We start from the raw sequence: 26,340 nt of genomic DNA, 5'->3' as shown, positions 1-26,340 counted from the left end.
AAACGGCGGCGGACGACTCACAGCAACAGAACCTGTGATCTCCCGGGCTTTTATCCCGCCGTGTAACCCCCGTTGCCGGAGGTCGCCGACTCTCGGTCCAGCCATCCGCATGCCGCGGACCGGAACCCTAGTCAACCATTGGTGACACTGTGTCTCATAAGCCAGGGACTGTGCAACGCCCGCTCACGACAGTCCCAGCCAGAATCGTGCCAGGCGCAGCGCCGGCCCCGCCGCACGCGGCTGCGGCGACCGCCGTACCATGCCAGGCCCGCACGTCCGAACGCGCCGATACCCGTGTCGAAATCCGCCTTCCGCCAGCCGTTGCCGTGGTTGCGCCGCCACCTGGTCGTGGCATTGCTGTTGCACCTGTTGCTGGCCTGGGGGCTGTACGCGGGCATCCGCTGGCTGCGGGCGCAGGTGCCGCCGCCGCCCGAGCGACCCTACGTGGTGATCGAGCTGGTGACGCCTTCGCCGTCCCCGCCCTAAGGCCCCGCGCGGGTATTCGCAGTCGTTTCAGCGCGCACGTCGGCGTCGAAGTCGGCTGCCCCGGCCAGGGCCATGTCGGGGTAGAGGCGGGCGAAGTCGGCGCGCATCTCGGCCACCGGAATCTCGGCGAACTCACCCCGGAAATGCAGGTACTCCATGTGCGCCCGGCCGTCGAGATCGAAGGGGTGATAGATCGAGTCCTCGCGGCCGTCGAACTCCAGCGGCTTGAGCCGGAAGCGTTCGGTCAGCTCGATGTTGAACGCCGGGGTGGCCTTCACCCACTGGCCGTGCAGCAGGATGGCGGTGTAGCCGTGCCAGTAGAAGATGTCGGTCTTCAGCGTTTCGCGCAGGCGCGCTGTCGACAGGTGGTTGCGGACATCAGCAAAACCCAGCCGGGCCGGAATGCCGACTGCACGACAGGCGGCTGCCAGCAGGGCGGCCTTGCTGACGCACCAGCCGTGGCCCTTGGCCAGTACGGTGCTGGCACGCAGGCCCTCGACGCTGAGGTCGATGGCATAGGGGTCGTAGCGAAAGCCGTCGCGCACGGCGTAGTAGAGTGCCACCGCCTGCGCCTGCGGATCCCCTTCGCCCGCCGCCTCGCGGGCAAAATCGACGACTGCCGGATGATCCGCGTCGACTGTGGGGCCGGCCGTCAAAAACGGAGCCATCGACGCGACGGTCTCGGCCACGCTCATACCTCGTGGATGAAGCGGCGGCGATCAAAGCGCATCTGCGGGTAGTAGATGCCGTCTTCGGCGCGCTCGCCGGCGCCGATGATCATGATCACCGTGCCGTCGGCCGGCAGCTTCAGTAGCTTGTTGACGCGCGCTTCGTCAAAGCCTTCCATCGGGCAGGTGTCGAAACCATGGGCGCGGAACGCGAGCATCAGGTTTTCCGCCGCCAGCGCGGCACTCTTGACCGCCCACACCTTCATCTCCGCATGGCTGAACGGGCCGCGCGGCGCCGGGCGGAAGCGCCCATAAACCGACGCCACGCCCTTCTTCAGCAGCCCCAGACTGTTCAGCGGCCCCTGCGTGTAGAGCACCGGCACCAGCTTCTGGTAGTAGTCCTTCCACACTTTGGGTGCCGCCTGGCCGCCCGGCCACTGCTGCACATTCAGGCGCGCGTGATCGAGGTAAGTGCCGGTGCGGGCGACCACCGCGATCAGTTCCTGCGCGGTGCCGGCAGCGTTCTGGCCCATGCAGGCGGCGACCATCTGTTTGCGCACCGACGGTGTGCGAATGACGTAGAAATCCCACGGCTGCAGGTTCGAGGAATTCGGCGCCAGCATCGCCATGTCGAGACAGTCATCGAGAACAGCCTTGGGTATCGGCTTGTCGGTGAACTTGCGCACCGAACGGCGGGTGATCACGGTCTGCCGGAAAGCCTCGACATCAATTTTCGGCGGCTTCGGCTCGCGGTAGCGGGTCGGTTTGTCGAAGAACACGGCTGGCTCCGGCACCTGGTTCGGCAGTGGCGCGGTGGCGGTGGCTTTCGCGGATACCTTCCTGGCCGGCCGGGTGGCAGCCCGCTTGGGCTTCGGTGCCGCAGCCTTGGCCGTCGTGGCGGTGCGTGGCGCTGCCTTGCGGGGCGCCTTCGGTGCGGCGGGCGCCTTCCCGGCGGACGCGGGGGACTTGGCAGCCGGTTTGGCAGTACGTTTGGCAGGGGCGCGGGGCATGGCAACTCTTCGGCGGAAAGCAGAGGGGGGATTGTGCCAGCGGTGACGACGACTCGCCGGTGTCTACAATGGGGCCTCCCTAGCAGCGATGTGATCCGATGACCGGCAAAACCGTGGGCCTGGCGTTCGTCACCCTGTTCTTCGTGGTCGGCGGCATCGGCCATTTCGTGGCGGTCGACTTCTTCGTCGCGATCGTGCCGCCTTACATCCCCTTCCCCCGGGAAGTGGTGTGGGTCAGTGGTGTCATCGAGCTGATACTCGCTGCCGCGCTGTGGCGGCCCCGTTGGCGGCCGACGGTCGGGATTCTGCTGATGCTGCTGATCTGTGCGGTTTCGCTGGCCAATATCCACATGTGGCAGAACCCGCAGCTGTTCCCCCAGGTCCCCGAGTGGGCGCTGACGCTGCGGCTGGTGCTGCAGGTGGGGCTGCTCTACCTGGTGTGGTGGTGCACCCGGCCGATGTCGCGTGGCGGCTGAAGACAGGGTGTCGCCCGGCCTCGACCGACTCGGCTGGCGCGGTGACCGGGGGCCAGCACGGGTCCCACCGGTGGGACGTCCCGTGCGGATCATCGAACAGCATCGCAGTGAGTACCGGGTGCACGACGGTGTCGCAGCCTGTACCGCGCGCATCCATCCGGCGCTGCTGAAGCAACTCGGCGCCGCCTCTGACGGCCTGGCCGTGGGCGACTGGGCCCTGTTTGATGACGATGGCGGCTGGCTGGTGGCCGCCCTGCCGCGCCACAACCTGCTGTGCCGGCACCGCGAGGACGGCCGTCTGCAACGCCTGGTCGCCAATGTCGACACCGTGTTCATGGTCATGGGCCTGGATGGCGATTTTTCGGCCGAGGGCCTGCTGCCCTATCGGCAGATGGCGGATGCCGCCGATGTCGCGGCGGTGGCGGTGTTGACCAAACGGGATCGCGCCCCCGATGCCGACGCGCAGGTCCGGGCGGTGACGGCAGCGTTCGGCGGTGGCGTGCCGGTGGTCAGCGTCAACGCGCGGGCACCCGATACGGTGTCGTTGTTGGCGCCCTGGCTGGGGGCCGGCCAGACGGTGGCGCTGTTCGGTTCTTCCGGCGTCGGCAAGTCCACGCTCACCAACACCCTGATGGGGACCGAAGTACAGCGCACGGGCGCGACCCAGGCGCTGGACGATCTCGGCCGCCACACCACCACCGCCCGCAGCCTGCGTCTGCTGCCAGGGGGTGCCTGCCTGGTTGACACCCCCGGGTTGCGGGCGGTGCACCGCATGCCGACCGTGCCACAACGTGAGGACTTCGCTGACCTCGTCGCGCTGGCCGACGGGTGCCGGTTCGCCAACTGCAGCCATGGCAACGAACCGGGTTGTGCGGTGCGCGCAGGCGCGGCCTCGGAGCGCATCGACCGCTGGCTGGCAACACCGGCGCCGGCAGCGGATGTCGCGTCCAAGTCTCGTAGCGGCCGGCGCCGCCGGTGATACACTTCGGCGCGCTTCTTGCTCCCGATTCCCCGTGACCGCACGCACCCGCCCATCGTTCTGGACCTGGCTCAGCGTTTTCGCGCTGCTGGCCCAGTTGGTGATGCCCACTGCGCACGCCAGTGCCTGGGCGCGGCAGGGGGGCGACCCGTTGCTGTTCGCCTTCTGCGGCACCACCGCGCCGGCGCTGATGAAGCAGCTGCGCGAGAACGCGCCGCCCGAGCTGCTGGCCGAGCTGGCGACGGAGGGTGCGGACCTGCAGGCGGCTCTGGGCTGTGATCTGTGCGCCGCCGTTCATGGTGCCCCGGCGCTGGGTGGTGATATTCCGGCCCTGGACCAGGCCGCCTGGCCGGTTACGCGCTGGGCCATTCCGGCTTCCGTTACTGCCCCGACCCTGGCAGCCCGCTACGCCTTCGAGGCCCGTGGCCCGCCCCTCGACTCCCTGAGCTGACCTCGCGCCCCGAATGGGGCATTTCGATCAGTCGACGGCCGATGCCGTCCGGGAGTTTCCATGTTGAACCCTTCCCTGCGCCGGGCCCTGGCGGCCGGTGCCACCTCGCTGGCGCTACTGGGCGCCAGCTCTGCCGCTTTGGCGTGTTCCACCTGCAAATGTGGTGACTACACCATCAACCTGTTCGGTGCCGAAAAGCCGTTCGAGCAGCGCTTTCGCGTGGGTGCCGATCTGTTGATCCGCTCGGAGTCCCAAGGCGACCCCACCGTGAACGCCCGCGAGACCGAGGAAACCCGGTTGCTGCTGGGGCTCGCCTACAGCCTCAACGAGGATGTCACCGTGGCGTTGCAGCTGCCCTTCGTCCGCAAGACGCTGGAAGACAACACGCTGGCGCGACAGGAGGCCGAAGGCTTCGGCGACGCCGACCTGGTCGCCCGCTGGGTGCTCTATCGCCAGGGGGCCGTTAGCGGACGACATCTTGCTGGCGTGCGCGCAGGTGTACGGCTACCCACCAGCGAGCAGGTACGGGACAGCAGTGGTGCGCGACTCGACATCGACGTGCAGCCGGATGCCGGCGCCTGGGCCCCGAACGTCGGTGCCTGGTACGGCTATTACCGGTTTCCCTGGAACGTCAACGCCACCGTGACCTGGCTGCAGTTTGCCAACGGCCGGCAGGGCTTCGACCCCGGAAATGCCTTGGTGGCCAGCGTCCACGGCCAGTACGGGGTGACCCAGACGGTGGCACTTCAGGCTGGGCTCGATGCGCGCTATGCGCAGCGCAACCGCTTTTCCGGCGTGGTCGACCCCGATTCCGGCGGCACGCTCGCCATGGTGTTCGCGGGCGCCGCGGTGCGCCTATTCGATGAACTGATCCTCAACGCTGGGGTGCAGCTGCCGCTGCTGGACCGGCTCAACGGCGTGCAGGAGGAGGATCCCGTGGTCCGCTTCGGCTTCGCCTACGACCTCTGAATTCCGAGATAACGACATGAATCTTTTCAAGCATCCTTTGGCGGTCGTCACCGCCGCGTTGTTGATGACCGGCCTCGTCGCTTGCGGCCAGACCGGTTCGAACACGGGCGGCATCGAAGTCGGCATTAAGGCGCAGCCCTTGGGCACGCCGAGACATGACCATCAGGACAGCACGGCCAAATCCACGCCAACCGGCGCCAGCTTTGTGCAATTCCGTCGCAGCGACGGCATGCGCATCGATCTGCAGCTGGGCTACCTCAACCTGCTGCCGGTGGCGCTGGAAACGTGCGACCTGCCGCTGGCGGCGCGGCTGGCACCGTTCAATCCGCTGGGCAGCGCCCTCGCCCACGGCGGACACGGCGGCGAAGCCCCCGACGGTGCGCTCACCGTGGTGGGGGGTGAGGCGGTCTCGCTCGGCAGTCTGCGGGTGACGCCCGGCCGTTACTGCGGCCTGCAGGTGGCGGTGTCGCCGGTGGACGGTGCGCTCGGCGGTGTGGCGCCCTGCTACTACCCCACCACCCTCGGGCTGGACGACACCGCCGCGCTGGCGGCGTCCGAGCACAGCTGCGTGGAAGCCGAGGCACGGGGCGCGACCCGCACGGTGACCCTGCCGTTCAGCGCCCCGGTGGTGATCGAAACCCCGGACGACCTCAGCGAGCTCACCGTCACCGCCCAGTACGAGCGCTGGTTCGACGAAGTCAACATGGCAACACTGTCGGCCGACACGTTGCAGCAGGACCGCCTGCTGCAGAACATGCTGGCCTCGCTGCAGGTGCGCACCGATGCCGAGCAGACGCTGTCGATGGCGTTCGACTACCGCGTCAACGGCGAGCCCGCGCTGTGTGGTTCGGTCTACCCGGGCGTCGGCAACGGCGCGCAGCAGGACTATGAACTGCGCGACTATCGCTTCTACATGGCAGACCCGCGGCTGGAAGGTCCCAGCGGCAGCACCCGGATACGCCTGGCCGACACCGGCAGCGGTAGCGTCTACCAGGACGATGACCATACGGTGGCCCTGCTGGGTCAGGTGAACGGCTGTGATGCAACCGTCGAGGCGCGCCGGGTGTCACGGGTGTTGCACGGCGTGGCCGATGCCGGCACCTACGACCGCATGTGTTTCAGCTTAGGGCTGCCATTTGCGCTGAATCACCTCGACATCGCCACCGCGCCGTCACCGCTGAACGTGACGGCGATGAACTGGTCGTGGTTGGGGGGGCGCAAATTCCTCAAGATCGATGGCCTCGGGGATGCCGATGACGCACGTACCCCCTTCAACCTGCACGTTGGCAGTACCCAGTGCGACAACGGTGGTCAGGGCGGCTCGGCGCCGCCGAGCCAGGCCTGTGCGCAGCCGCACGTGGCGGAGGTCTGTCTGGATCTGGCCGATATCGCCAGCGGCCACGCCATCGTGGTGGACCCGGCGGCGGTACTCGCGGACGTCGACATCGCCAGCAACACGCCGATGACGGCACCGGGCTGCATGTCGGGCAATTCAGATCCTGAATGCCAGACCGTGATGCCGAAGCTGGGGCTGGACTTCGAGTACAACGGCAGCCTGCTGCCGGCGCAGCCGCAGGCGCTGTTCAGCGTGGGGCACTGATGGCGATGGCGTCGACCTCTCCCCTGAACGCGGTGCTTGTCGGGGCCGCAGTGCTGGTGCTGTCGGCGTGTGGCGGCAGCGGCGGATCGGCCGCGCCCACGCCGACGGCACCGCCGGTGGCTTTCGATTTCGACACCCCGCCGGGCTTCCCCGAGCCGCGGGTGGTCGGCGATATTCCAGTGACGACGGAAACCGTGGCCCTCGGGCGACGGCTGTTCTACGACACGCGCATGTCGGTCAACGGCCAGGGGTCCTGTGGCAGCTGCCACGAGCAACGCAAAGCCTTTACCGACGGTCGTACGACGTCGATCGGCGCCACCGGCGACGTGCATCCGCGCAACGCCATGAGTCTCGCCAACGCGGTGTACAACGCCCGCCAGAACTGGGCGAATCCGCAGTTGCGCGACCTGCGGCAGCAGGCGCTGGCGGTGCTGTTCGCGGAGTCGCCGGTGGAGCTGGGCTGGGCGGGTCGCGAGGCCGAGATCCTGGCGCGGCTGCGCGACGATCCCGAGACGCAGACCGCCTTCGCAGCGGCGTTTCCCGACGATGCCGATCCCTTCACGGTGGGTAATGTGGCCAATGCACTGGCAGCATTCACCGCGACCTTGCTGTCGGGCAACGCTCCGCGGGACCGCTACTACCATCTGGTCAATCCCGACCGCGAGGCGATGTCGCCGAGCGCCCTGCGCGGGGAAACGCTGTTCTTCTCCGAGCGGCTGGAATGTTTTCATTGCCATGGCGGCTTCAACTTCGCGCAGTCGGTGACGCATGACGGCGCGGTGATCGACGGGATCGAATATCGCAATACCGGGCTCTACAACATTCCCGGCCCGGGCAATGGTTACCCGTTGCCCAGTGGCAACTATCCGCCCGACAACCTGGGGCTCTACGAATTCACCGGCGTGCCGTCGGACATGGGCCGGTTCCGTGCGCCCACCCTGCGCAACATCGCGCTGACCGCCCCCTACATGCACGATGGCAGCATCGCCACCTTGCGTGAGGTGATCGTCGATCACTACGCGCCGGGTGGTCGCAAGATCGAGACCGGCCCCTTTGCCGGCGATGGCGCCGCCAGTCCCTACCGCGATGCGCTGATGGTGGGCTTCACCCTCAGCGAGAACGAACTCTCCGACCTTCTGGCTTTCCTCGACAGCCTTACCGATTGGGGCTTCATCTGTGATGAACGGTTCGCCGATCCCTTCGGTCGAATTCCCCTGCACGACAACTGTTCCACCCTGCCGCCGCCGTGAGCGGCCCGAATGGAGAGATCCGCATCATGATGATCCGCGCCCCCATCGCATCCCTGCTGTTCGCTGTCCTGCTGGTCGGTTGTTCGCCATCGGCACCGTCGGGTTCCGCCGATACACCCGCCGCAACCCCGACCACCGCGACTGCGGTGTCCGAAGGCGAATGGCGTCTCGACGCCGCCGAATCGCATCTCAGCTTCGTCTCGATCAAGAACAATGCGGTCACCGAGGTGCACCGGTTCCGCGAGCTGTCGGGGCAGGTCGATGCCGAGGGTCAGGGCACCCTGCAGATCATGCTGGACTCGGTGGACACCGGCATCGGGATCCGCGACCAGCGGATGCGCGACATGCTGTTCGACACGAGTCAGTTCGCGCAGGCCACCGCCCGCCTGTCGGTGGACCCCGCGGCGCTGCGTCGCCTGGCCCAGGGCGACCATCAACGGCTGACCACCGAGGTGGCGCTGGACCTGCACGGCATCAGTAATCGCATTCCCGCCGTTCTGCGGGTGACGCGGCTGGATGACACCACCTGGCTGGTGACCAGTGAGCAGCCGCTGGTGGTCGACGCCACCCGCTTCGGCCTGATCAATGGCATCGATGCCCTGCGTCAGGCAGCCGGGCTGCAGGCCATCGGCAGCGGCGTGCCGGTGACGGTGTCGCTGGTTTTCACCGGGTCTTGAGCTGCATCGCCGCACACCGTTAACCCCAGCCGGTTGGCTGCCCCGTTGTAGAGAGGGAACCCCCTCAACGGAGCAGCACGATGAAGACGCAACAATGGATCTGGGCCGGCGCGGCCCTGCTGGTGGTGACGGCCTGCGCACAGACGGCACGGCAGGACGCATCGGTGACGGCACCCACGGCACCGCCCCGGACCTCGGATGCCCAAGCCCCCGCTCCCGCGTCGGAGGCCGAGGTCCGGTCACGTGCGCCGATGGCGCTGTCCAAGGTCGAGCGGCTGCAGTCTGCAGGCGCGGTGGCCGACCGCATGGCCTACGGCATGCCGTTGTCGATGCCGGCACCGCCGTTATCGACGGATCGCGAGCGCTACGCGCACTTCGACGATGGTGGCGTGCTGCGGGTGGCCGAATCCCCGGTGTCGACCTTCAGTATCGATGTCGACACCGGTGCCTATTCCAACCTGCGCCGCTTTCTCCGTGAGGGCCGCCTGCCGCCGCAGGATGCGGTGCGGGTGGAAGAGCTGATCAACTACTTCGACTACGGCTATGCGCCGCCGCGGGACCGCGAGACGCCGTTCAGCGTGCATACCGAGGTGGCGCCGACGCCGTGGAATGACGACACCCACCTGCTGCGTGTCGGGCTGCAGGGCTGGCAGCCGTCGGGGGCACTGCCGCCGGCCAATCTGGTGTTTCTGGTGGATGTGTCGGGCTCCATGCACAGCCGCGACAAGCTGCCGCTGGTGGTGTCGTCGCTGAAGTTGCTGGTGCAGCAACTGGGGCCGGACGACCGTATCAGTCTGGTCACCTATGCCGGCAACGCCGGGGTGGTGCTGGAACCCACCGCGGGCGATCAAACCGCCACCCTCAACGCCGCGCTCGACCGCCTGCAGGCGGGCGGCGGCACCAACGGCGCCTCCGGTATCGAGCTGGCCTACGCGATGGCGCGTCAGGGCTTCGTCAAGGACGGCATCAACCGGGTGCTGCTGGCTACCGACGGTGATTTCAATGTCGGCACCGTCAACTTCGAGCAGCTCACCGACCTGGTGGCGCGCGAGCGAGAAGGCGGGGTCGGCCTGTCGACCCTGGGCTTCGGCACCGGCAACTACAACGACCAGTTGATGGAACAACTCGCCGACCGCGGCAACGGCAGCTATCACTACATTGACGGTCTGGCGGAAGCACGCCGGGCGCTGGTGGCAAGCCGCGCCAGCACGCTGTACACCATCGCCCGGGATGTGAAGATCCAGGTCGAGTTCAACCCGGCGGTGGTGGCCGAGTACCGCCTCGTCGGCTACGAGAATCGCGCGCTCAATCGTGAAGACTTCGCCAACGACCGGGTCGATGCCGGCGACATCGGCGCCGGCCACAATGTCACCGCCCTTTATGAGATCGCGCTGGTCGGCAGCGGCGGCGAGCGGATCGCACCGCTGCGCTACGGGCGCCCCGCCGTGGTCGGTGGTGATCGTGAGCTGGGGCATCTGCGGCTGCGCTACAAGCAGCCGGGGGAGACCCACAGCCGGTTGATCGAGACGCCGATTGCGCGGCAGCAGGTGCAATCGAGTCTCGCTGCAGCCAGCGAATCCTTCCGCTTCGCCGCTGCTGTCGCCGCCTTCGGCCAGCAGCTCCGCGGCGGGCGCTACACTGGCGCCTTCGATACCGGGGCGGTGCTGGCACTGGCGCGCGGCGCGCGTGGTGACGATGCCGATGGCTGGCGCGGTGAGTTCGTGCAGTTGGTGCAGTTGGCAGCGAGCCTGACGCCGACCCGCGCCGATGCGGGCCAACAGGGGGAGTGCGGTTCTGACGAGCGATGCGGATAGCGCCTTGATGCTGGCCTGGGTGGCGGGCGATGCCGGCGCTTTCGAGCGCCTGTATCGCCGCCACAAGGATGCGCTGTACCGCTACTTTGTCCGCCACATCAGCCCGCCCGACCTTGCTGGCGAAGCCTTTCAGGATGTGTGGCAGAAGGTGATCCAGGCCCGCGACCGCTATCGGCCGGACGCACCGTTTGCGGCGTGGCTCTATACCCTGGCGCATCATCGACTGATGGACCACTATCGCAGCCGCCGGCCCACCGAAGCCGTGCCCGACACGCTCGCGGCGCCGGACAGCGCCGCGCCGGACACCGCCGCCCTGCAACAGCAGCAGGCGGGCCGGTTGCTGGTGGCGCTGGCGACCCTGCCGCCGGAACAGCGCGAGATCATCGTGCTGCGCGAAGAGCAGGATCTCACCCTGGAGCAGATTGCGGCGATCCAGGGCGTGGGCCGCGAAACGGTCAAGAGCCGGTTGCGCTACGCGCTGGCCAAACTGCGGGAGGTGCTCGGTGACGGACCCTGACGACCGCGAACTGCAAACCTATCTCGACGGCGATCATCCGCTGCGCGCGCGCTATCGCGCCGAGAGCGGTGAAACCCCGCCACCAGCCTTGGACGACGCGATTCTGGCGCAGGCCCGTGCGGCTGCACCGCGCCGCCGCGCCCGCCGTCGCTGGGCGGTGCCGCTGGGGCTGGCCGCCACCCTGGTGATCGGCCTGCCGTTGGGCTGGCAGCTGTGGCAAACCCCGGAGGCACAGGTGGCGTTTACCGCGCCGCCAGCCGCGCCCGCACAGGCCGATGCGATGGCCGAGGCAGGCGTGGTCGCCGATAGGGCTGCACCCGCCGCTCCACCGCCCGCCGCCAAGACCGGCGACGATCGGACCCGCATGGCGTTGTCGCAGAAGCGCGAGCGGGCGGATGCCGAACAGCGCGCCGGCCCCGGCGCCGAGGTGGAGGCGCGGGTCCCCCAGGCATTGATGTCGGCGCCGGCACCGATGGCCTCCAGGTCCGAGGCACTGCCGGTGATCGGCTATCACGGCTTCGGCCCGGCCCGTTTCGGCGATGACGAAGAGGCGGTACGCATCTCATGGGGCCGGCCGCTGGAAAAATCCGGCAGCGAACCGGACCACTGCGCCTATCTGCTGCCCGAGCCGCGCCAGGCGCCCCCGGGCATCGCCTTCATGCTGGTGGACGGGCGGTTTGCCCGTTATGACATCGACACCCCGCGCTACACCGCGCCGGGCGGCGGTGTGGTGGGCGATGACACGGCGACCCTGCGCATCCTGCATGAAGGGCGCATCGAGGTGCAGCCGCACAAGTACGTGGATGGCGGGGCCGAGTGGGTGGTGACCCCACCGGATGGCGGCACCGCGCGGCTGATTTTCGAGATCGACGCCCAAGGGCAGGTCAGCCGCTGGCGGGTGGGTGTGCCGCCAGGGGTGTACTACGTTGAAGGCTGCAGCTAGAACCAAACAGGGAGCAGGGACCCACATGAAACGTATCGGCAAACGCTACCGGCCCGGCCGCGCGGCAGAACACTACGACGTGGTGGTGATCGGTTCCGGCATCGGCAGCCTCTGCTGCGCGGCGCTGCTGAGCCGGCTGGGCAAGCGGGTCTGCGTGCTGGAACAGCACTACACCGCGGGCGGGTTCACCCACAGCTACGAGCGCGAAGGCTACGAGTGGGATGTCGGCGTTCACTACATCGGCGAGGTGCACAAACCGCATGCGCCGCTGCGTCGCATCTTCGATGTCATCTCTGACGGCCAGTTGCAGTGGGCGCCGATGGATGACGTCTACGACCGCATCATCATCGGCGACCAGCACTACGACTTCGTCGCCGGTCGCGACAATCTGGCCGCCGAGCTGAAGCGCCATTTCCCGGACGAATCGGCGGCCATCGACGCCTATTTCCGCGTCGTCACCGAGGTCAGCCGCAGCATGCAGACCTTCTTCGCCGGCAAGGCGATGCCGCCCACCCTGGCGCGGGTCTACGACACCCTTCGACCGCTGCGGGTGCCGAAGGAATGCTTCATGTCCACCCGCGCGGTGCTGGAGGGCCTCACCGGCAACCAGCAACTGATCGCCGTGCTCACCGGCCAATGGGGCGACTACGGCCTGCCGCCGGCCGAGGCCTCATTCCTGATGCACGCCGCCGTCACCAAGCACTACTTTGCCGGCGGCAACTACCCGGTGGGTGGCTCGTGGAAGATGGCCGACACCATCGCGCCGGTCATCCGTGCCGGCGGCGGTGAAGTGTTCACCTATGCCCGGGTGGCGCGCATTGTGGTCGAAGGCAACCGCGCCACCGGCGTCGAGATGGCCGACGGCAGCGTGATCCGCGGCGATGCCGTGGTCAGCGGTGCCGGCGCCCGTATCACCTTCGAGAAATTGCTCGATGCCGACGTGCGGCAGCGCCACGGCTACCCCGAGAAGATGAAATCGGTGCGCCCGTCCTCCGGCCACCTGTGCCTGTACGCCGGTTTCAAGGGCACGGCGGCCGAACTGGGGTTGCCGAAAACCAATCTCTGGGTCTACCCGGATGCCGACCACGAAGGCAATGTGCAGCGGTTTCTGGCCGACCCGATCAAGACCCTGCCGATGCTCTACATCTCCTTCCCCTCGGCGAAGGACCCGGAGTGGGTCAGCCACTACCCGGACCGCAGCACGGTGGAGGTGATCACCCTCGGCAAGTACGAATGGTTCGAGGCCTGGGCCGACAAGACCTGGAACCAGCGGGGTGAGGACTACGATGCGCTCAAGGCGCAGTTCACCGAGCGCCTGCTGGAAGGGCTGTACCGGCAGATGCCGCAACTACGCGACAAGCTGGACTACTGCGAGCTGTCGACACCGCTGTCCACCGAGTGGTTCGGCGTCTATGACCGCGGTGAGATCTACGGGCTCGACCACGACCCGAAGCGCTTCGAACAACGCTGGCTGCACCCGGTCACCCCGGTGAAGGGGCTCTACACCACCGGCCAGGACGTGGTCACCGCCGGGGTCGGCGGCGCGCTGATGGGGGGTGTGATGACCACCGCCGCGATGATGGCGCCAAGGCCGGATCGGGTGTTCAAGCTGCTCAAGCAGTGGCAGCCGCCGGTGGGGTGAGGACGCACCGCCACCGCCGGGTTACGAAGCCGGCGCGCCAAGCGCGTACACTCCGCGCCCCATGCTCGCCCTCCAGAACCTCACCCTGCGCCGTCACACCCGTACCCTGATCGAAGGGGCGACCTGCACCATCTACGCCGGTCAACGGGTTGGGGTGATCGGCAAGAACGGCGTTGGCAAGTCCTCGCTGTTCGCGGCCATCCGTGGTGAGCTGTTGCCGGAGCTGGGGCGGATCGATCTGTCGAAGAACGTGATTCTCGCCAATGTGTCGCAGGACACACCGGCGCTGGATCAGCCGGCGCTGGACTACGCACTGGACGGCGACACCGAGCTGCGGCAGATCGAGGCCCGGCTGCGCGATCTGGAGCAGCGCATCGAGCAGCACGCCACCGAGGCCGACGTCAACGCGCTGGTGGAGGCGCATGACCGGCTGACCACCATCGACGGCTATGGCGCTCGCGCCCGTGCTGCCCAGTTGCTGCATGGCCTGGGCTTTGTGCCCGACCAGCAGGAAAACCCGGTCGCCAGCTTCTCCGGTGGTTGGCGCATGCGCCTCAATCTGGCGCGGGCGCTGCTGCGGCGCTCCGATCTGCTGCTGCTCGATGAGCCCACCAACCACCTCGACATGGACGCGGCGCTGTGGCTGCAGGAAACCCTGGCGGTGCACTCGGGCACGCTGATCCTGATTTCGCACGACCGCGAATTTCTGGACGCGGTCTGCACCCACACCCTGCACCTGGAACGCGAGCGCGCCACCCTGTACGCCGGCAACTATTCGCAGTTCGAGCGGCAGCGCGCCGAGCGCCTGACCCAGCAGGCGCAGATGCACAGCAAGCAGCAGGAGAAGGTGGCGCACCTGCAGTCCTTCATCCAGCGCTTCAAGACCCACGCCAGCAAGGCGCGGCAGGCGCAGAGCCGGATCAAGGCGCTGGAACGGATGGAGATGGTGGCGCCGGTCCTGGCGGAGAGCGAGTTCGAGTTTCGCTTCCGTCGCCCGGAAAAGGTGCCGAGTCCGCTGGTCCACATCAGTGACGGCAAGGTGGGGTATGGGGATACCGCTCTGCTCAGCGGCCTGCGGCTGTCCCTGCAACCGGGCGAGCGGGTGGCCCTGCTGGGCGCCAACGGCGCCGGCAAGTCGACCCTGATGAAGAGCCTGGCCGGGCAACAGCCGTTTCTCGGCGGCGACATCATCCGCTCGCCCGACCTGCGGGTCGGCTACTACGCCCAGCACCAACTGGAACAGCTCGACCCGACCGCCAGTGCCTACATGCACCTGCGGCGGCTCGACATGCGGGCCAGCGAACAGAGTCTGCGCGATTACCTGGGGCGGTTCTCGTTCCCCGGCGAGCGGCAGATGGAGCCCATCGCCCCGTTCTCCGGCGGCGAAAAGGCGCGGCTGGCGCTGGCGATGGTGGCGTATCAGCGCCCCAACCTGCTGCTGCTGGACGAGCCGACCAACCACCTGGACCTGGAAATGCGCCAGGCGCTGGAGATGGCGCTGAACGACTATCCCGGTGCCGTGCTGTTGGTCAGCCATGATCGCCATCTGGTGCAGAACGTCTGCGACACGCTGTGGCGGGTGTCGGCCGGCGAGTGCACGGTGTTCGACGGCGACCTCGACGATTACGCCACCTGGCTGCGGGAAACTCGGCGCAAGGCGCAGCGCAACTTCCGAAACGGCTGATCCCGCTCAGCCGAGGCGGTCGACCCAGGCGACCGTTTGGTCGTAGAGCCGTGACGCCACCCCAGTGTCGGCGCAGTCGGCCGTCGGCTGCGCCACCGCGCAACTGCGGTAGTAGTGCCCGCCTGCCGCCGTTGGGTGACTGGCGCAGTAGATCTGCGTCTGCGCCCCTTCACTGGGGGTCCGCAGGAACAGGGTCTCCACCGGCGCCAGCGTCGTCCGCGCGCGGGCCACGCGGGGGCTGCCCGCGAGCCCCTTGCCGGCAATGTGGGTGTAGACCGCGCCGGGATGCAGGCAGTAGGCCCGCAGCGGGCCGGCGCTGCCGCCATATCGGCGATGCAGCTCGAAGGTGGCGTGGTTGAGCGCCAGCTTCGACAGGCCATAGGCGACCCAGGAATTGTGCTTTTCCGGCGGCGTGAACAGGCCGGCATTGCGGCCCCGGTTGTGCAGCCGCGATGACACGTTGACCACGCGCGCGTCACCACTGTCACGGCCGTTGGCCAGCAGCAGTGGCAGCAGGCGCAGGGTCAGATGCAGGGTGCCGAGATAGTTGGTCCGCCAGTGGATTTCGTGGCCGTCGGGCGCGCGCAGGGGTTCGGTGGCCTGCGACAGCAGATCAAGATGAATGCCGGCGTTGTTGACCAGCACGTCGAGTTTGCCGGCGTGCCGGTTGCGGAAGGCCTCGGTGAAGCGCCCCACCGACCCGGCATCGGCGAGATCCAGGGTGTCGGCCTCCACCGCACCGTGGCCGCCGATGGTGGCCACCGCCGCCTGCAGGTCTGCTGCGGTTCGCTCCGGTGCGGTGCGGGTGGTGACGGTGACGTCGGCGCCCCAGCTCAGCAGGGTGCGGGCGGTCTCGAAGCCCAGCGAGCCGGGGGTGCAACCGGTGACGATGATACGGCGACCCCGCAGGTCCACCGCCGGCGCGAACACCGGCCGGGCGATCCAGCGCCGCAGCCGCTCATGGGCGCCCACCGGCTCAGGCAGTGGCGGTGTCGAGCAGGCCGCGCTCGCGTGCCAGGGTGAGCGCCAGATCCTCGATCATGTCTTCCTGGCCGCCCACCATTTTCTGCCGCCCGAGTTCCAGCAGCAGTTCGCGGGCGGGAATGCCGTACTTGGCCTCGGCGCGTTTGGCGAACAGCAGGAACGAGGAGTACACGCCGGCATAGCCCAGGGTCAGCGAATTCCGGTCGATGCGCACCGGGAAGTCCATGATCGGGGTGACCAGATCTTCGGCGACATCGGAGATCTTGAAGACGTCGACCCCGGTTTCGATGCCCATGCGGTTGCACACGGCAATGAAGACTTCCATCGGCGTGTTGCCGGCACCGGCGCCCATGCCACCGCAGGCGCAGTCGATACGACGGGCGCCGGCCGCCACCGCGGCGATGGAGTTGGCGACGCCCATCGACAGGTTGTGATGGCCGTGGAAGCCGATTTCGGTTTCCGGCTTGAGCCGGTCACGCAACAGTGCGATACGGGCGGTCACATCGTCGGGCAGCATGTAGCCGGCGGAGTCAGTGGCGTAGATGCAATTGGCGCCGTAGGACTCCATCAGCAGCGCCTGCTCCAGCAGCTGCTCGGGCGCGATCATGTGCGCCATCATCAGGAAGCCCACCGTGTCCAGGCCCATCTCGCGGCCGAGGTTGATGTGCTGTTCGGATACATCGGCTTCGGTGCAGTGGGTGGCGACGCGGATGGTCTTGACCCCGCAATCGGCCGCCATGCGCAGGTGGTCGACGGTGCCGATACCGGGCAACAGCAGGGCCGAGACCTGGGCCTGCTTCAGGCCGGGAATGACGGCGCGCAGGTATTCCTCGTCGCTGGCGGCGGGAAAGCCGTAGTTCACCGAGGCACCGCCGAGGCCGTCACCATGGGTGACCTCGATCAGCGGGCAGCCCGCTTCGTCGAGCCCGCGGGAGATCGACTGCATCTGCTCGATGGTGATCTGGTGGCGCTTCGGGTGCATGCCGTCGCGCAGCGACATGTCATGCACCTTGATCTTGATGCCTTTCAGGGATGTACTCATGGCGGATTCTCGGAAAGCGGGGCCTCAGGCGGCCAGGGTCAGGCGTCCGGCGAGGATTTCCTCGGCAAACATTTCGGCGGTGCGGGTGGCCGAGGCGGTCATGATGTCGAGGTTGCCGGCGTACTTGGGCAGGAAGTCGCCCAGGCCTTCGACCTGCATGTAGCTGGTGACGCGGTCGCCGTCGAACACCGGGCCGTTCACCAGGCGATAGCCAGGCACATATTTCTGCACCTCCGCCACCATGTCGCGCACCGAGGCTTCGATTTCCTTCTGCTTCGGCGCGTCGACGGTGAGGCAGTGGATGGTGTCGCGCATGATCATCGGCGGTTCGGCCGGGTTGATGACAATGATGGCCTTGCCCTGATCGGCGCCACCGATCTTCGCCACTGCACCGGCGGTGGTGCGGGTGAACTCGTCGATGTTCTTGCGGGTGCCGGGGCCGACCGACTTGCTGGCGACGGTGGCGATGATCTCGGCGTAGCGCACCTTCTGCACTCGTGACACGGCGTACACCATGGGAATGGTGGCCTGCCCGCCGCAGGTCACCATGTTGACGTTCATCACGCGCTTGCCGGCCCCATTCCCAAGAATCGCCCCCTTGAGATTGATCGGCGGCACGCAATACGGGCCGATGGCCGCCGGGGTCAGGTCGATCATCATCACGCCGAGGGCGTTGAGCTTGTCCGAATTGGCCTTGTGCACGTAGGCGCTGGTGGCATCAAAGGCGATCTGCACGCCGTCGGCGCGGACATGTTCGAGCATGCCGTCGACCCCCTGGTCGGTGGTCTTCAGCCCGTGCTCACGGGCACGCGCCAGGCCTTCGGATGTGGGGTCGACGCCGACCATCCATACCGGTTCCAGCACAGTGGAGCGCTTGAGCTTGTAGAGCAGGTCGGTGCCGATGTTGCCGGGACCGATGATGGCGCACTTGATCTTGTTCACAGCCCTATTCCTCGAAGCCGATCGACGCCTCGCCGATGCCGGCCAGCGTCATGTGGAAGCGGTCACCGGGCGCCGCGGGCAGCAGCGGTGCCAGCGAGCCGGAGAGAATGATTTCGCCCTTCAGGAAGGGGATGTCGTAGCGACCCAGGGTGTTGGCCAGCCACGCCACCGCGGTGGCTGGATGTCCCTGTACCGCCGACCCCAGCCCACTGGCGGCATGGGCGCCGTTCTTGGTGATGGCCATGGTCACGGCGGCGAGGTCCAACGCCTGTGGCGAGACCCGGTCGTCACCCACGACAAAAATGCCACAGGAGGCGTTGTCGGCGACGGTGTCCTGGATCTTGATCTTCCAGTCGCGGATGCGGGAGTCGACGATCTCGAAGCAGGGCAGCACATAATCGGTGGCGTCCAGCACCTGATCTTCAGTGATGCCGGGGCCACGCAGGTCCTTCTTCAGCACGAAGGCGATCTCGCCCTCGGCCCGTGGCTGGATCAGCCCGCTGCCTGCAATGCTCACCACCGTGCCGTTGCCCACCCGCATGCGGTCGGTGAGAAACCCGAAGTCCGGTTGGTGTACGCCGAGCATGTCCTGCACCGGCTTGCTGGTGACGCCGATCTTCTTGCCGATGACATGCTCGCCGTCGGTCATGCGGCGTTCGAGAAAGCGCAGCGAGATGCGGTAGGCATCGTCAATGTCGATCGCGGGTTCGCGTTCGGTCAGCGGTGACAGCATGCTGCGTGTGCGCAAAGCGGCGAACAGCTCGTCGCCGAGCGCGGCGATGCGGTCCGAATTCAGTGACATCAGCCGTGCTCCAGGAAGTCGATGACCGTGCGATTGAAAAGTTCGCGGTGCTCGATCATCACCCAGTGGCCGCAGTTGGGGACCAGCACCATGCGACCGTTCTTGAGCCCCTTGGCCAGCTTCATGATGCCGCTGTCCGGCATCATCTTTTCATTGAGACCCCACAAGCTCAGCGTGGGGCAACGGATGTCGCCGAGGCGATCGCTGACATTGGGCACCTTGAGGGTCTGAATCACCCTCGGGTTCTGGGTGACGGCCAGCGCCGCACGCTCGCGCACCAGTTGGTCGCTGACAACGGCCGGATCGACAACGAAGGCGGACTGGAAGAAGGCTTTGAGCTCTGGCTCACCCACCGGTTTGCCGCTGCCGTAGAGGGCGAACATGGCCTGCATGCCGGGCATCGCAAGATAGGCCGGCAGGTCGTCGAGACCGCCCGGTGCCATCAGCACCAGCCGCTCGACGCGCTGTGGATGCGCCAAGGCGAGGCCGAGGGCCACCGCGCCACCAAGGGAGTTGCCCACCGGTGTGCAGCGGTCGATGTCCAGGGCATCGAGCAGCTGCAGCATGTGCTCGACAAAGACGTCGAGGTGGTAATCGAGGTCGGGCTTGTCGGAATAGCCGAAACCCGGCAGGTCGGGGACGATGCAGCGATAGCCCGCCGCCACCAGTGCCGGCAAGTTACCGTTGAAGTTTGAATGGCCACAGGCGCCATTGCCGGAGCCGTGCAGGAACAACAGCGCCGGGCCTTCACCCAGGTCGTGATAGTGGATGCGGTGGCCGTTCGCCAGACGGGCGTAGCGGCCTTCGGGCACGGGTCGATGGTTCATGGCGCGCATGGTTGCGCCTCGCCTGCGCGCGGGCTTCACCTGTTCAGACGATGCTCCACCCCATGGATGGCCTAGCATCCACCGCAGTTCTGGGATGTTCCCGGGGAGGACGGACGTGAGCAGCGAGGCGCGGGTGGTGCTGGTAACCGGCGGTGGCAAGGGCGTCGGCCGCGGCATCAGCGAGGTGTTTCTGCGGCAGGGCGCGCAGGTGGTGATCTGCGGTCGCTCGGCGCCGGAGACCCTGCCTGCCGTCGACGGCCGCGAAGCCGTGTTCCTGCCGTGCGACGTCCGCGACAGTGAGGCCGTTGCCGCCCTGTTCGACGAGATCGACCGCCGCTACGGCCGCCTCGATGTCCTCGTCAACAATGCCGGCGGGGCCCCCTTCGCCCTCGCCGCTGCGGCTTCGCCGCGCTTTCACGAAAAGATCATCGCGCTCAACCTGTTGGCGCCCCTGCGGTTGGCGCAGGCGGCCAATCGGTTGATGCAGCAGCAGGCGGGTGGCGGGGTGGTGGTGTTCGTCGCCAGCATTTCGGCACTGCGGCCCTCACCGGGTACGGCGGCCTATGGCGCGGCCAAGGCCGGCATTCTCAGCCTGACGCAGTCGCTGGCGGTGGAATGGGCGCCGAAGGTGCGGGTGGTGGCGGTGTCGCCGGGCCTGGTGCGGACCGAGCAGTCCCATCTGCACTACGGCGACGAGGCTGGCATCCAGGCAGTGTCGGCGACGGTGCCGCTGCAGCGCATGGCGACGCCGGTCGATATTGGCGAGGCCTGTGCCTGGCTCAGCAGCCCGGCGGCCGGCTACGCCAGCGGAACCAATCTGGTGGTGCACGGGGGAGGCGAGCGCCCGGCGTTTCTCGACGCGGCGGCGGTCAACAAAGATCAATAGCGGGCCCCACGAGGTCCGCGGGAGGCCGGTGATGCGGGCAATGACGGTGGGTCTGTGGGCCCTGACAGGGCTGACCGCTTGCGGCGGCGACGCGGTGCCGGTGGATCTCGGGCCGCCGCGGGCGGAGCAGCGTAGCTGTGTCGACGCCAACCCGCTGCGCAACCCGTACTTCGGTGATCTGCACGTTCACACCGTGTATTCGCTGGATGCCAACACCCAGGGCACCGTGATCACTCCCGATGAGGCCTACCGCTTCGCCCGCGGTGAGCGGCTCGGCATTCAACCCTACACCCCGGAAGGTGAGCCGCTGCGGTTCAGCCAGTTGGCGCGGCCGCTGGATTTCGCCGCCGTCACCGATCACGCCGAGCTGTTCGGCGAGGTGGCCATCTGCACCGACCCCGGCGCCACCGGCTATTTCTCGCCGGAATGCCTGCTCTACCGGGCGGCGCCGGCGCAATCCTTCATCATCTTCAACCTGATCGCCGTAGGCCTGCCGGAACTGCCGCAGTTTCCGGTGCCGCCGGGGATTCCGCTGGTGTCCGACCTGCCGGTGATCGGCAGTGAGGGCACCATCCCGCGTCTGCCCTACTGCGGATTGGGTGGGCGCCGTTGCCTGGAGGCGGCCAAGACCCCCTGGCGCGACACCCAGCAGGCGGCCGACGCCCATTACGATCGCAGCGATGACTGTCGCTTCACCACCTTCGTCGGCTATGAGTGGACCGGCGCGCCGCTGTCCAACAACCTGCACCGCAACGTCATCTTTGCCAGCGAGGTGGTGCCGGAGGTTCCGCCGGCCTATCAGGAGCACCCGTCGCCGGAGCAGTTGTGGACCGCACTCGACGACCAATGCCGCGCCGAGCAGGGCTGTCAGTGGTTGAGCATTCCGCACAACTCCAATCTCAGCGCCGGCACCATGTTCGAAACGGCGGATCGCAGCGGCCGCCCTTACGATGCCGCCTTTGCCGCCACCCGCCAGCGCAATGAGCCGCTGGCCGAGATCTACCAGCACAAGGGGCAGTCAGAGTGCCTCAACACGGTCGGCGCCGGCATGCAGGACGAGCTCTGCGGGTTCGAGGTGCTGCCTTACAACAACCTCACCGGTGACCGTTTTGGTGGCGCCAATACCGGCCCCCCGGTGGAGCAGGACTTTCTCCGCGAGGCCCTGAAGGCGGGGCTGCAGCAGGAACGGCTGCTGGGCGAAAACCCCTTCAAGTACGGCTTCATCGGCAGCACCGACACCCATCTCGGCACCCCCGGCCTGGCGGCGGAAGCCGACTATCCGGGCCACGGCGGCGCCGGCCTGGCGGCCACCGACAGCGTGCCGGAAGGCCTGACTGACCTGATCGAGAACAGCCCGGGCGGACTGGCGGTGCTGTGGGCCGAGCAGAACACCCGGCCGGCGCTGTTCGCCGCGATGCGGCGGCGCGAGGCCTATGCCACCAGCGGCAATCGGCCGGTGGTTCGCTTCTTCGGGGGCTGGGATCTGCCCGCAGATGCCTGCGCCGCAGCGGATTTCGTCGCCACCACCGATGCCGTCGGGGTGCCGATGGGCAGCGACCTGCCGCCGCCGCCCGCCGGCGCCGGCGCGCCGCGTTTCGCGGTGTCGGCGCTGCGTGATCCGGCGCTGACCGCGGAGCCGCTGCAGCGGATCCAGATCATCAAGGGCTGGGTCGATGCCGCAGGCGAGTCCCATGAGCAGGTCTTCGATGTGGCAGGCAACCCGGCCAACGGTGCGACGGTCGACCTCGATACCTGTGAGACCACGGGTCCCGGGTTCCCGCAGCTGTGTACGGTCTGGCAGGACCCTGGGTTCGATCCTGCGCAGTCGGCGTTCTACTACGCCCGTGTGGTGGAAAACCCGAGTTGTCGCTGGTCCACCCGCCAGTGTCTGGCGGCCGCCGTCGACTGCACCGACCCCGACAGCGTGCCCGACGCCTTCGCTGACTGCTGCAATGCCGACTACCCCAAGACGGTGCAGGAGCGGGCGTGGACCTCCCCGGTGTGGTACCGACCCTAGCGGCCATGTTGAAGCGATTCGCCGCCCTCCATCCGATCCTGCGCTTTGCGCTGATCGGCGGCGTGCTGTTTGTGGCGCAACGGGCGCTGACCCCGGCGGCCGCACCCGAGCCGATCACCGTCGATGCGGCCTGGCTGGCACGGGTGCAGGCCGACTGGCGGGCGGTGGCGGGCAGTGCGCCCTCCGCCGTCGAGCTGCGCGCCGCCGTTGAAGCGGCGGTCGATGAGGAGCGCCTGTTGCGGGCGGCGCTGGCAGCCGGGCTCGACCGTGGTGATCCGGTGGTGCGTCAGCACCTGATCCGCAACATGCGGTTCGCCTTCCCGGACAGCCGTCGAAGCGACGATGACCTGCTGCGCGAGGCCCGTGCGCTGGGCATGAGCCAGCATGATCCGGTGGTTCGCAGACGGCTGGTCCAGCGCATGGCCGACCGCCTGGTCGAGACGCCCGTGGTGCCCCGCGCGGCCCTGGAAACCTATGTCGAGGCCCATGCCGATCGGTATGCGCGAAGCGCCCGGTACGACATCGAGCAGCACTACTTCGAGACCGTGGAGGCGGCGGCCCAGGCCCGGCGTCGGGTGCTCGATGATCAGCCGGCACCGGCCGGGCTGGGCCAGCCGTTTCTGTTGGGTACGCAGCTGACGGCGGTGTCGCCGGCGCAACTGCGACAGCGGTTTGGTGAGGCCTTCGCCGAGCGCGTGCTGGGGGCGGCACCCGGGCGCTGGCAGGGTCCGGTGGCATCGGCCTATGGCTGGCATCTGCTGCGGGTGATCGACCACCGGCCGCCACAGCCGCCGGCGCTGGCGCCGGTCCGGCGGCAGGCGGCCTATGCCTGGTTGGCGGCGCGGCAACCGGAGGCGCTGCGGGCGGCGATGGCCCCGCTGCGGCAACACTACCCACTGCAGCTGGACCCGCAACTGGCGGTGCCCTGGTGAGGGCGCTGGTGCTGGCGCTCGGTCTGCTCGTCACCGGCATGGCGGCGGCACATCCGCTGGCGCCGATACTGCTGGAGTTGCGCGAAACCGCACCTGGCGTGGCCGACATCGAATGGCGCAGCTCGGCCCAGCGTGGCGACCGGACGGTGACCCCGGTCTGGCCGCCCGGCTGCACGGTGCGCGGCTTTGATCAGGTATCGACGGCGGATCCGACGGTGCGGCTGCGGCGGGGCAGCCTCCACTGCCCGCCTCCCGGCCTGGTCGGCCGCACCCTGCAGGTCGACGGCCTTGATCGTGCCCGGATCAATGTCGTGTTGCGCTGGGTGCCCGCCGGCGGTGTAGCGGTGACCCAGCTGCTGGATGTCGCCCGCCCGCAGGCCACGGTGCCGGCCGCCGGCACCCCCATGCCGGTGTTTGCCCGCTATCTCGGGCTCGGCGTCTCGCACCTGTTGCTGGGCCTCGACCATGTGCTGTTCGTACTCGGCCTGGTCTTGCTGGTGCGCCAGCCCGGCGTGCTGCTGGCGACCATCACCGCCTTCACGCTGGGCCACAGCATTACCCTCTGTCTGGCGGCGCTGGGCCGGATACAGGTCAATTCCGGGCTCACCGAGTTCGTGATTGCGGTGAGCCTGCTGGTGCTGGCACTGGAAGTGGCCCGCCGCGACACCGCTGCGCCGCCACGATTGTTCAGCCGACGGCCCTACCTCATGGCGTTGGGCTTCGGCCTGTTTCACGGGCTGGGGTTTGCCAGCGTCCTGGGCGATATCGGCCTGCCGCAAGACGCGCTGTTGCCGGCCCTGCTCGCCTTCAACCTGGGGATCGAACTCGGACAACTGGCGCTGGTGTTGCCGTTGTGGGCGCTGATGGCCCTGTGGCGACAGCGGCGGCTGCCGCCGTTTGCCGGCGCGGCGCGGGCACTGCCGGTTCACCTGATGGGGGGGCTGGCGGTGTACTGGTGCCTCGAACGGGCCACGGTGCTGTGGTGAGGTCTTGTCTCGATTTTGGCGTGGCCGCTGTTCGCGGAGGTCGCCAAGGCGTATTATGCTGCACTGCAACATTCGATCTGCCGAAGGTGGATCACGACGCTGGAGAAGGGCGATGAAAGGTTGGATGCTGGGTGTTCTGATGCTGGTGGTCGGGGTGGCGCAGGCCGCCAGCCCGGTAGACGAGCTGCTGGCCTGCATGCAGGCCACGGTGCCGACGACGCTGCGGGCGCAGCAGGTCGAGCTGGAAACCCGTTCCGCCAATGGCGAGGTGCGCGAGCTGCTCAAGGGCACCCTTTACGCCCGCCGCGCCGAAACCGACGAGGGTCTGAGAACCCGTGCCACGCTGCAGGTCCAGGGTCCTGAATATCTGGTTGGCGCCGCCTATCTGGTGGTGCAGTCGACCGACTTCCTGCGCGATGGCGTGTACGTGTATCTGCCGTCGGTGCGAAGGGTGCGGCAGGTGACCGGCACCTTCGCCGACGGCGCCTTGCTCGGCACCAGCTTCAGCTATTTCGATTTCAAGCAGCTCACCGGCGCCTTCGGTGGCGCGGAGATGCGGATCGAGGGCCACGACGAGATTGACGGCCGTGCGGTGCGGCTGATGTCGTTCACGCCCAGTGGCGATGACCGCACCGACTACACGCACGTTCGCACCTGGGTCGACCGCGAGACGTGCCTGCCGCTGCGGGCCGAGTTCTACGAAGGGGATCGCTTGCGCAAGCGCCTGCAGGCGCCGGTTACGGCGCTGCGCGAGGACAAAGGCCACGCCTACCTGTCAGCCGCCACCATGGAAGATCTCCGCGATGGCCGCGTCACCGAATTTCGCAGTGTCGGGGTGCAGACCGATGCCGATCTCTCGGCCGCGCTGTTCAGCCCGGAGGCCTTTTACCGCGCGCCGTAACGCCTCTCGTCTGTGCGGGTGAGGTTGCGCCGGCCGCTGCGGGCAAAGATTCCCTGAACGACAACAGGGAGAGCGGGATGACGCAGACAGCGTTCACCGACGGTGCAGTATTGGTGTTCGGCGGCAGCGGCGGGATTGGCCAGGAGGTGGCGCGCAGCTTTGCGCGCGCGGGGGCCGATGTCGCCGTGATCTATCGACGCAAGCGTGAGGTGGCCGAGCAGGTCGTTGCCGACATCCAGGCCCTCGGCCGTACCGCCAGCGCCCACGCCGCCGATGTCCGCGAGCCGGATGCGGTGAAGGCAGCGGTGGCCGCCGCCATTGCGGCCCACGGTCGTATCCACACCGTTGTTTGGGCCGCCGGGCCGGTCGTCGAGCAGGTGCACATCGCCGACACCACGCCGGAACTGTGGCGGCAGTCGATCGACATCGAAGTGCATGGCTTCTTCAACGCCGTGCAGGCCACCCTGCCGCACCTGCGGGACAGCGGTGGCGGATCGTACGTCCATCTCGGCTCCGCCGGTCACGTCTGGTGGCCGGCCAAGGATGGTCTGTCGGTGGCGCCGAAGGCGGCCAACGAGGCGCTGGTCAAGGGCATCGCCAAGGAAGAGGGACGCCACAACATCCGCGCCAACTCGGTGCTGGTCGGCGTGATCGAAGCCGGCATGTTCCTGGAGCTCACCAAGCGCGGGGTGTTCACCCAGGCCTGGGTCGACGAAACCCAGAAGCTGCTGTGCCTGAAGCGCTGGGGCCAACCGGAAGAAGTCGGTCAGGCGGCGGTGTTTCTGGCCACCAACGGCTATGTCACCGGGCAGCAGATCAACGTCTCCGGCGGCTTCGGCATCTGACCCCGACACC

Annotated in this window: 26 protein-coding genes and 1 riboswitch; of the genes, 19 read left to right on the top strand and 7 right to left on the bottom strand. The window is 67.8% G+C overall.

Features of this window, described 5'->3' with window-relative positions:
• Positions 1–37: 37 nt before the first annotated feature.
• A riboswitch (guanidine-I (ykkC/yxkD leader) is annotated at positions 38–142 on the bottom strand.
• 152 nt (positions 143–294) lie between these two features.
• Positions 295–486 carry a hypothetical protein gene (locus JN531_RS05920; RefSeq protein ID WP_228347936.1) on the top strand — a complete coding sequence of 64 codons (192 nt, stop codon included), beginning with the start codon at positions 295–297 and terminating at the stop codon, positions 484–486.
• Here JN531_RS05920 and JN531_RS05915 read toward each other — a convergent pair.
• Together JN531_RS05915 and JN531_RS05910 are read right to left on the bottom strand one after the other, a co-directional pair.
• Positions 483–1,175 carry a transglutaminase-like domain-containing protein gene (locus JN531_RS05915; RefSeq protein WP_228347935.1) on the bottom strand — a complete coding sequence of 231 codons (693 nt, stop codon included), beginning with the start codon at positions 1,173–1,175 and terminating at the stop codon, positions 483–485. The genes JN531_RS05920 and JN531_RS05915 overlap by 4 nt on opposite strands.
• A 2-nt stretch (positions 1,176–1,177) precedes the next feature.
• Positions 1,178–1,933: a nitroreductase family protein gene (locus JN531_RS05910; RefSeq protein ID WP_366522420.1), complete on the bottom strand. Its 756-nt coding sequence runs from the start codon at positions 1,931–1,933 to the stop codon at positions 1,178–1,180.
• A gap of 329 nt (positions 1,934–2,262) precedes the next feature.
• Here JN531_RS05910 and JN531_RS05905 point away from each other — a divergent pair, with 329 nt between their 5' ends.
• From JN531_RS05905 to JN531_RS05850, 12 genes are all read left to right on the top strand, one after another.
• Positions 2,263–2,640 carry a DoxX family protein gene (locus JN531_RS05905; protein ID WP_228347933.1) on the top strand — a complete coding sequence of 126 codons (378 nt, stop codon included), beginning with the start codon at positions 2,263–2,265 and terminating at the stop codon, positions 2,638–2,640.
• Positions 2,641–2,722: 82 nt separating this feature from the next.
• On the top strand, positions 2,723–3,619 hold the full coding sequence (rsgA, locus tag JN531_RS05900) for a GTPase RsgA (RefSeq protein WP_228347932.1): 897 nt from the start codon (positions 2,723–2,725) through the stop codon (positions 3,617–3,619).
• 34 nt (positions 3,620–3,653) lie between these two features.
• Entirely contained in the window at positions 3,654–4,070 is a 417-nt protein-coding gene (locus JN531_RS05895) for a DUF2946 family protein (protein ID WP_228347931.1), read from the top strand.
• A gap of 60 nt (positions 4,071–4,130) precedes the next feature.
• Complete coding sequence (locus JN531_RS05890) at positions 4,131–5,039, top strand: hypothetical protein (RefSeq protein WP_228347930.1); 909 nt, start codon at positions 4,131–4,133, stop codon at positions 5,037–5,039.
• A 16-nt stretch (positions 5,040–5,055) separates the two neighbouring features.
• Complete coding sequence (locus JN531_RS05885; protein WP_228347929.1) at positions 5,056–6,639, top strand: MbnP family copper-binding protein; 1,584 nt, start codon at positions 5,056–5,058, stop codon at positions 6,637–6,639.
• Entirely contained in the window at positions 6,639–7,889 is a 1,251-nt protein-coding gene (locus JN531_RS05880; RefSeq protein WP_228347928.1) for a methanobactin export MATE transporter MbnM, read from the top strand. The genes JN531_RS05885 and JN531_RS05880 overlap by 1 nt, the downstream gene beginning before the upstream one ends.
• 26 nt (positions 7,890–7,915) lie before the next feature.
• On the top strand, positions 7,916–8,566 hold the full coding sequence (locus JN531_RS05875) for a YceI family protein (RefSeq protein ID WP_228347927.1): 651 nt from the start codon (positions 7,916–7,918) through the stop codon (positions 8,564–8,566).
• An 80-nt stretch (positions 8,567–8,646) separates the two neighbouring features.
• Positions 8,647–10,380 carry a vWA domain-containing protein gene (locus JN531_RS05870; protein ID WP_228347926.1) on the top strand — a complete coding sequence of 578 codons (1,734 nt, stop codon included), beginning with the start codon at positions 8,647–8,649 and terminating at the stop codon, positions 10,378–10,380.
• Between the two features lie 7 nt (positions 10,381–10,387).
• A complete protein-coding gene (locus JN531_RS05865; protein WP_228349975.1) occupies positions 10,388–10,897 on the top strand; it encodes a sigma-70 family RNA polymerase sigma factor in 510 nt (169 codons plus the stop codon).
• The gene (locus JN531_RS05860; protein WP_228347925.1) at positions 10,884–11,840 is read left to right on the top strand and encodes a hypothetical protein; all 957 of its coding nucleotides are present in this window, start codon (positions 10,884–10,886) and stop codon (positions 11,838–11,840) included. The genes JN531_RS05865 and JN531_RS05860 overlap by 14 nt, the downstream gene beginning before the upstream one ends.
• Before the next feature lie 25 nt (positions 11,841–11,865).
• Positions 11,866–13,482, top strand: coding sequence for a phytoene desaturase family protein (locus JN531_RS05855; RefSeq protein ID WP_228347924.1), 1,617 nt, complete (start codon positions 11,866–11,868; stop codon positions 13,480–13,482).
• A gap of 61 nt (positions 13,483–13,543) precedes the next feature.
• A complete protein-coding gene (locus tag JN531_RS05850) occupies positions 13,544–15,166 on the top strand; it encodes an ABC-F family ATP-binding cassette domain-containing protein (protein WP_228347923.1) in 1,623 nt (540 codons plus the stop codon).
• A 6-nt stretch (positions 15,167–15,172) separates the two neighbouring features.
• On the opposite strand, the gene JN531_RS05845 is transcribed toward JN531_RS05850, so the two are convergent.
• Genes JN531_RS05845 through JN531_RS05825 form a run of 5 tightly spaced genes read right to left on the bottom strand, consistent with a single transcriptional unit; the run spans position 15,173 to position 19,763 of the window.
• Positions 15,173–16,138, bottom strand: coding sequence for an SDR family NAD(P)-dependent oxidoreductase (locus JN531_RS05845; protein WP_228347922.1), 966 nt, complete (start codon positions 16,136–16,138; stop codon positions 15,173–15,175).
• A gap of 4 nt (positions 16,139–16,142) precedes the next feature.
• Entirely contained in the window at positions 16,143–17,192 is a 1,050-nt protein-coding gene (gene dmpG, locus JN531_RS05840) for a 4-hydroxy-2-oxovalerate aldolase (protein WP_228347921.1), read from the bottom strand.
• Between the two features lie 24 nt (positions 17,193–17,216).
• On the bottom strand, positions 17,217–18,134 hold the full coding sequence (locus tag JN531_RS05835; protein WP_228347920.1) for an acetaldehyde dehydrogenase (acetylating): 918 nt from the start codon (positions 18,132–18,134) through the stop codon (positions 17,217–17,219).
• A gap of 4 nt (positions 18,135–18,138) precedes the next feature.
• Positions 18,139–18,936, bottom strand: a complete 798-nt coding sequence (locus JN531_RS05830; RefSeq protein WP_228347919.1) for a fumarylacetoacetate hydrolase family protein — start codon at positions 18,934–18,936, stop codon at positions 18,139–18,141.
• Positions 18,936–19,763, bottom strand: a complete 828-nt coding sequence (locus tag JN531_RS05825) for an alpha/beta fold hydrolase (protein ID WP_228347918.1) — start codon at positions 19,761–19,763, stop codon at positions 18,936–18,938. Before JN531_RS05825 ends, JN531_RS05830 begins: the two co-directional genes overlap by 1 nt.
• Positions 19,764–19,857: 94 nt before the next feature.
• Here JN531_RS05825 and JN531_RS05820 point away from each other — a divergent pair, with 94 nt between their 5' ends.
• The 6 genes from JN531_RS05820 to JN531_RS05795 all read left to right on the top strand — a co-directional run bounded on the left by JN531_RS05820 (position 19,858) and on the right by JN531_RS05795 (position 26,330).
• Positions 19,858–20,649 carry an SDR family oxidoreductase gene (locus JN531_RS05820; protein ID WP_436233301.1) on the top strand — a complete coding sequence of 264 codons (792 nt, stop codon included), beginning with the start codon at positions 19,858–19,860 and terminating at the stop codon, positions 20,647–20,649.
• Between the two features lie 40 nt (positions 20,650–20,689).
• Entirely contained in the window at positions 20,690–22,666 is a 1,977-nt protein-coding gene (locus JN531_RS05815; RefSeq protein ID WP_228347916.1) for a DUF3604 domain-containing protein, read from the top strand.
• A 5-nt stretch (positions 22,667–22,671) separates the two neighbouring features.
• On the top strand, positions 22,672–23,598 hold the full coding sequence (locus JN531_RS05810) for a peptidyl-prolyl cis-trans isomerase (protein WP_228347915.1): 927 nt from the start codon (positions 22,672–22,674) through the stop codon (positions 23,596–23,598).
• On the top strand, positions 23,595–24,584 hold the full coding sequence (locus JN531_RS05805; protein WP_228347914.1) for a HupE/UreJ family protein: 990 nt from the start codon (positions 23,595–23,597) through the stop codon (positions 24,582–24,584). Before JN531_RS05810 ends, JN531_RS05805 begins: the two co-directional genes overlap by 4 nt.
• 112 nt (positions 24,585–24,696) lie before the next feature.
• A complete protein-coding gene (locus JN531_RS05800) occupies positions 24,697–25,485 on the top strand; it encodes an outer membrane lipoprotein-sorting protein (RefSeq protein ID WP_228347913.1) in 789 nt (262 codons plus the stop codon).
• 77 nt (positions 25,486–25,562) lie between these two features.
• Positions 25,563–26,330: an SDR family NAD(P)-dependent oxidoreductase gene (locus tag JN531_RS05795; protein WP_228347912.1), complete on the top strand. Its 768-nt coding sequence runs from the start codon at positions 25,563–25,565 to the stop codon at positions 26,328–26,330.
• Positions 26,331–26,340 lie beyond the last annotated feature (10 nt).

The sequence above is a fragment of the Flagellatimonas centrodinii genome, from assembly GCF_016918765.2.
Taxonomy (GTDB): domain Bacteria; phylum Pseudomonadota; class Gammaproteobacteria; order Nevskiales; family Nevskiaceae; genus Polycyclovorans; species Polycyclovorans centrodinii.
This window is presented reverse-complemented; position numbering and strand designations above follow the sequence as displayed.

Bases quoted from the DNA above. Each gene is read 5' to 3' on its own strand.
- JN531_RS05825 (WP_228347918.1), bottom strand. From the start codon at position 19,763: ATGAACCATCGACCCGTGCCCGAAGGCCGCTACGCCCGTCTGGCGAAC.
- JN531_RS05885 (WP_228347929.1), top strand. From the start codon at position 5,056: ATGAATCTTTTCAAGCATCCTTTGGCGGTCGTCACCGCCGCGTTGTTG.
- JN531_RS05850 (WP_228347923.1), top strand. From the start codon at position 13,544: ATGCTCGCCCTCCAGAACCTCACCCTGCGCCGTCACACCCGTACCCTG.
- JN531_RS05855 (WP_228347924.1), top strand. From the start codon at position 11,866: ATGAAACGTATCGGCAAACGCTACCGGCCCGGCCGCGCGGCAGAACAC.
- JN531_RS05800 (WP_228347913.1), top strand. From the start codon at position 24,697: ATGAAAGGTTGGATGCTGGGTGTTCTGATGCTGGTGGTCGGGGTGGCG.
- JN531_RS05795 (WP_228347912.1), top strand. From the start codon at position 25,563: ATGACGCAGACAGCGTTCACCGACGGTGCAGTATTGGTGTTCGGCGGC.
- JN531_RS05810 (WP_228347915.1), top strand. From the start codon at position 22,672: ATGTTGAAGCGATTCGCCGCCCTCCATCCGATCCTGCGCTTTGCGCTG.
- JN531_RS05875 (WP_228347927.1), top strand. From the start codon at position 7,916: ATGATGATCCGCGCCCCCATCGCATCCCTGCTGTTCGCTGTCCTGCTG.
- JN531_RS05880 (WP_228347928.1), top strand. From the start codon at position 6,639: ATGGCGATGGCGTCGACCTCTCCCCTGAACGCGGTGCTTGTCGGGGCC.
- dmpG (WP_228347921.1), bottom strand. From the start codon at position 17,192: ATGAGTACATCCCTGAAAGGCATCAAGATCAAGGTGCATGACATGTCG.
- JN531_RS05820 (WP_436233301.1), top strand. From the start codon at position 19,858: ATGTTCCCGGGGAGGACGGACGTGAGCAGCGAGGCGCGGGTGGTGCTG.
- JN531_RS05890 (WP_228347930.1), top strand. From the start codon at position 4,131: ATGTTGAACCCTTCCCTGCGCCGGGCCCTGGCGGCCGGTGCCACCTCG.
- JN531_RS05830 (WP_228347919.1), bottom strand. From the start codon at position 18,936: ATGTCACTGAATTCGGACCGCATCGCCGCGCTCGGCGACGAGCTGTTC.
- JN531_RS05870 (WP_228347926.1), top strand. From the start codon at position 8,647: ATGAAGACGCAACAATGGATCTGGGCCGGCGCGGCCCTGCTGGTGGTG.
- JN531_RS05905 (WP_228347933.1), top strand. From the start codon at position 2,263: ATGACCGGCAAAACCGTGGGCCTGGCGTTCGTCACCCTGTTCTTCGTG.
- JN531_RS05865 (WP_228349975.1), top strand. From the start codon at position 10,388: ATGCTGGCCTGGGTGGCGGGCGATGCCGGCGCTTTCGAGCGCCTGTAT.
- JN531_RS05815 (WP_228347916.1), top strand. From the start codon at position 20,690: ATGACGGTGGGTCTGTGGGCCCTGACAGGGCTGACCGCTTGCGGCGGC.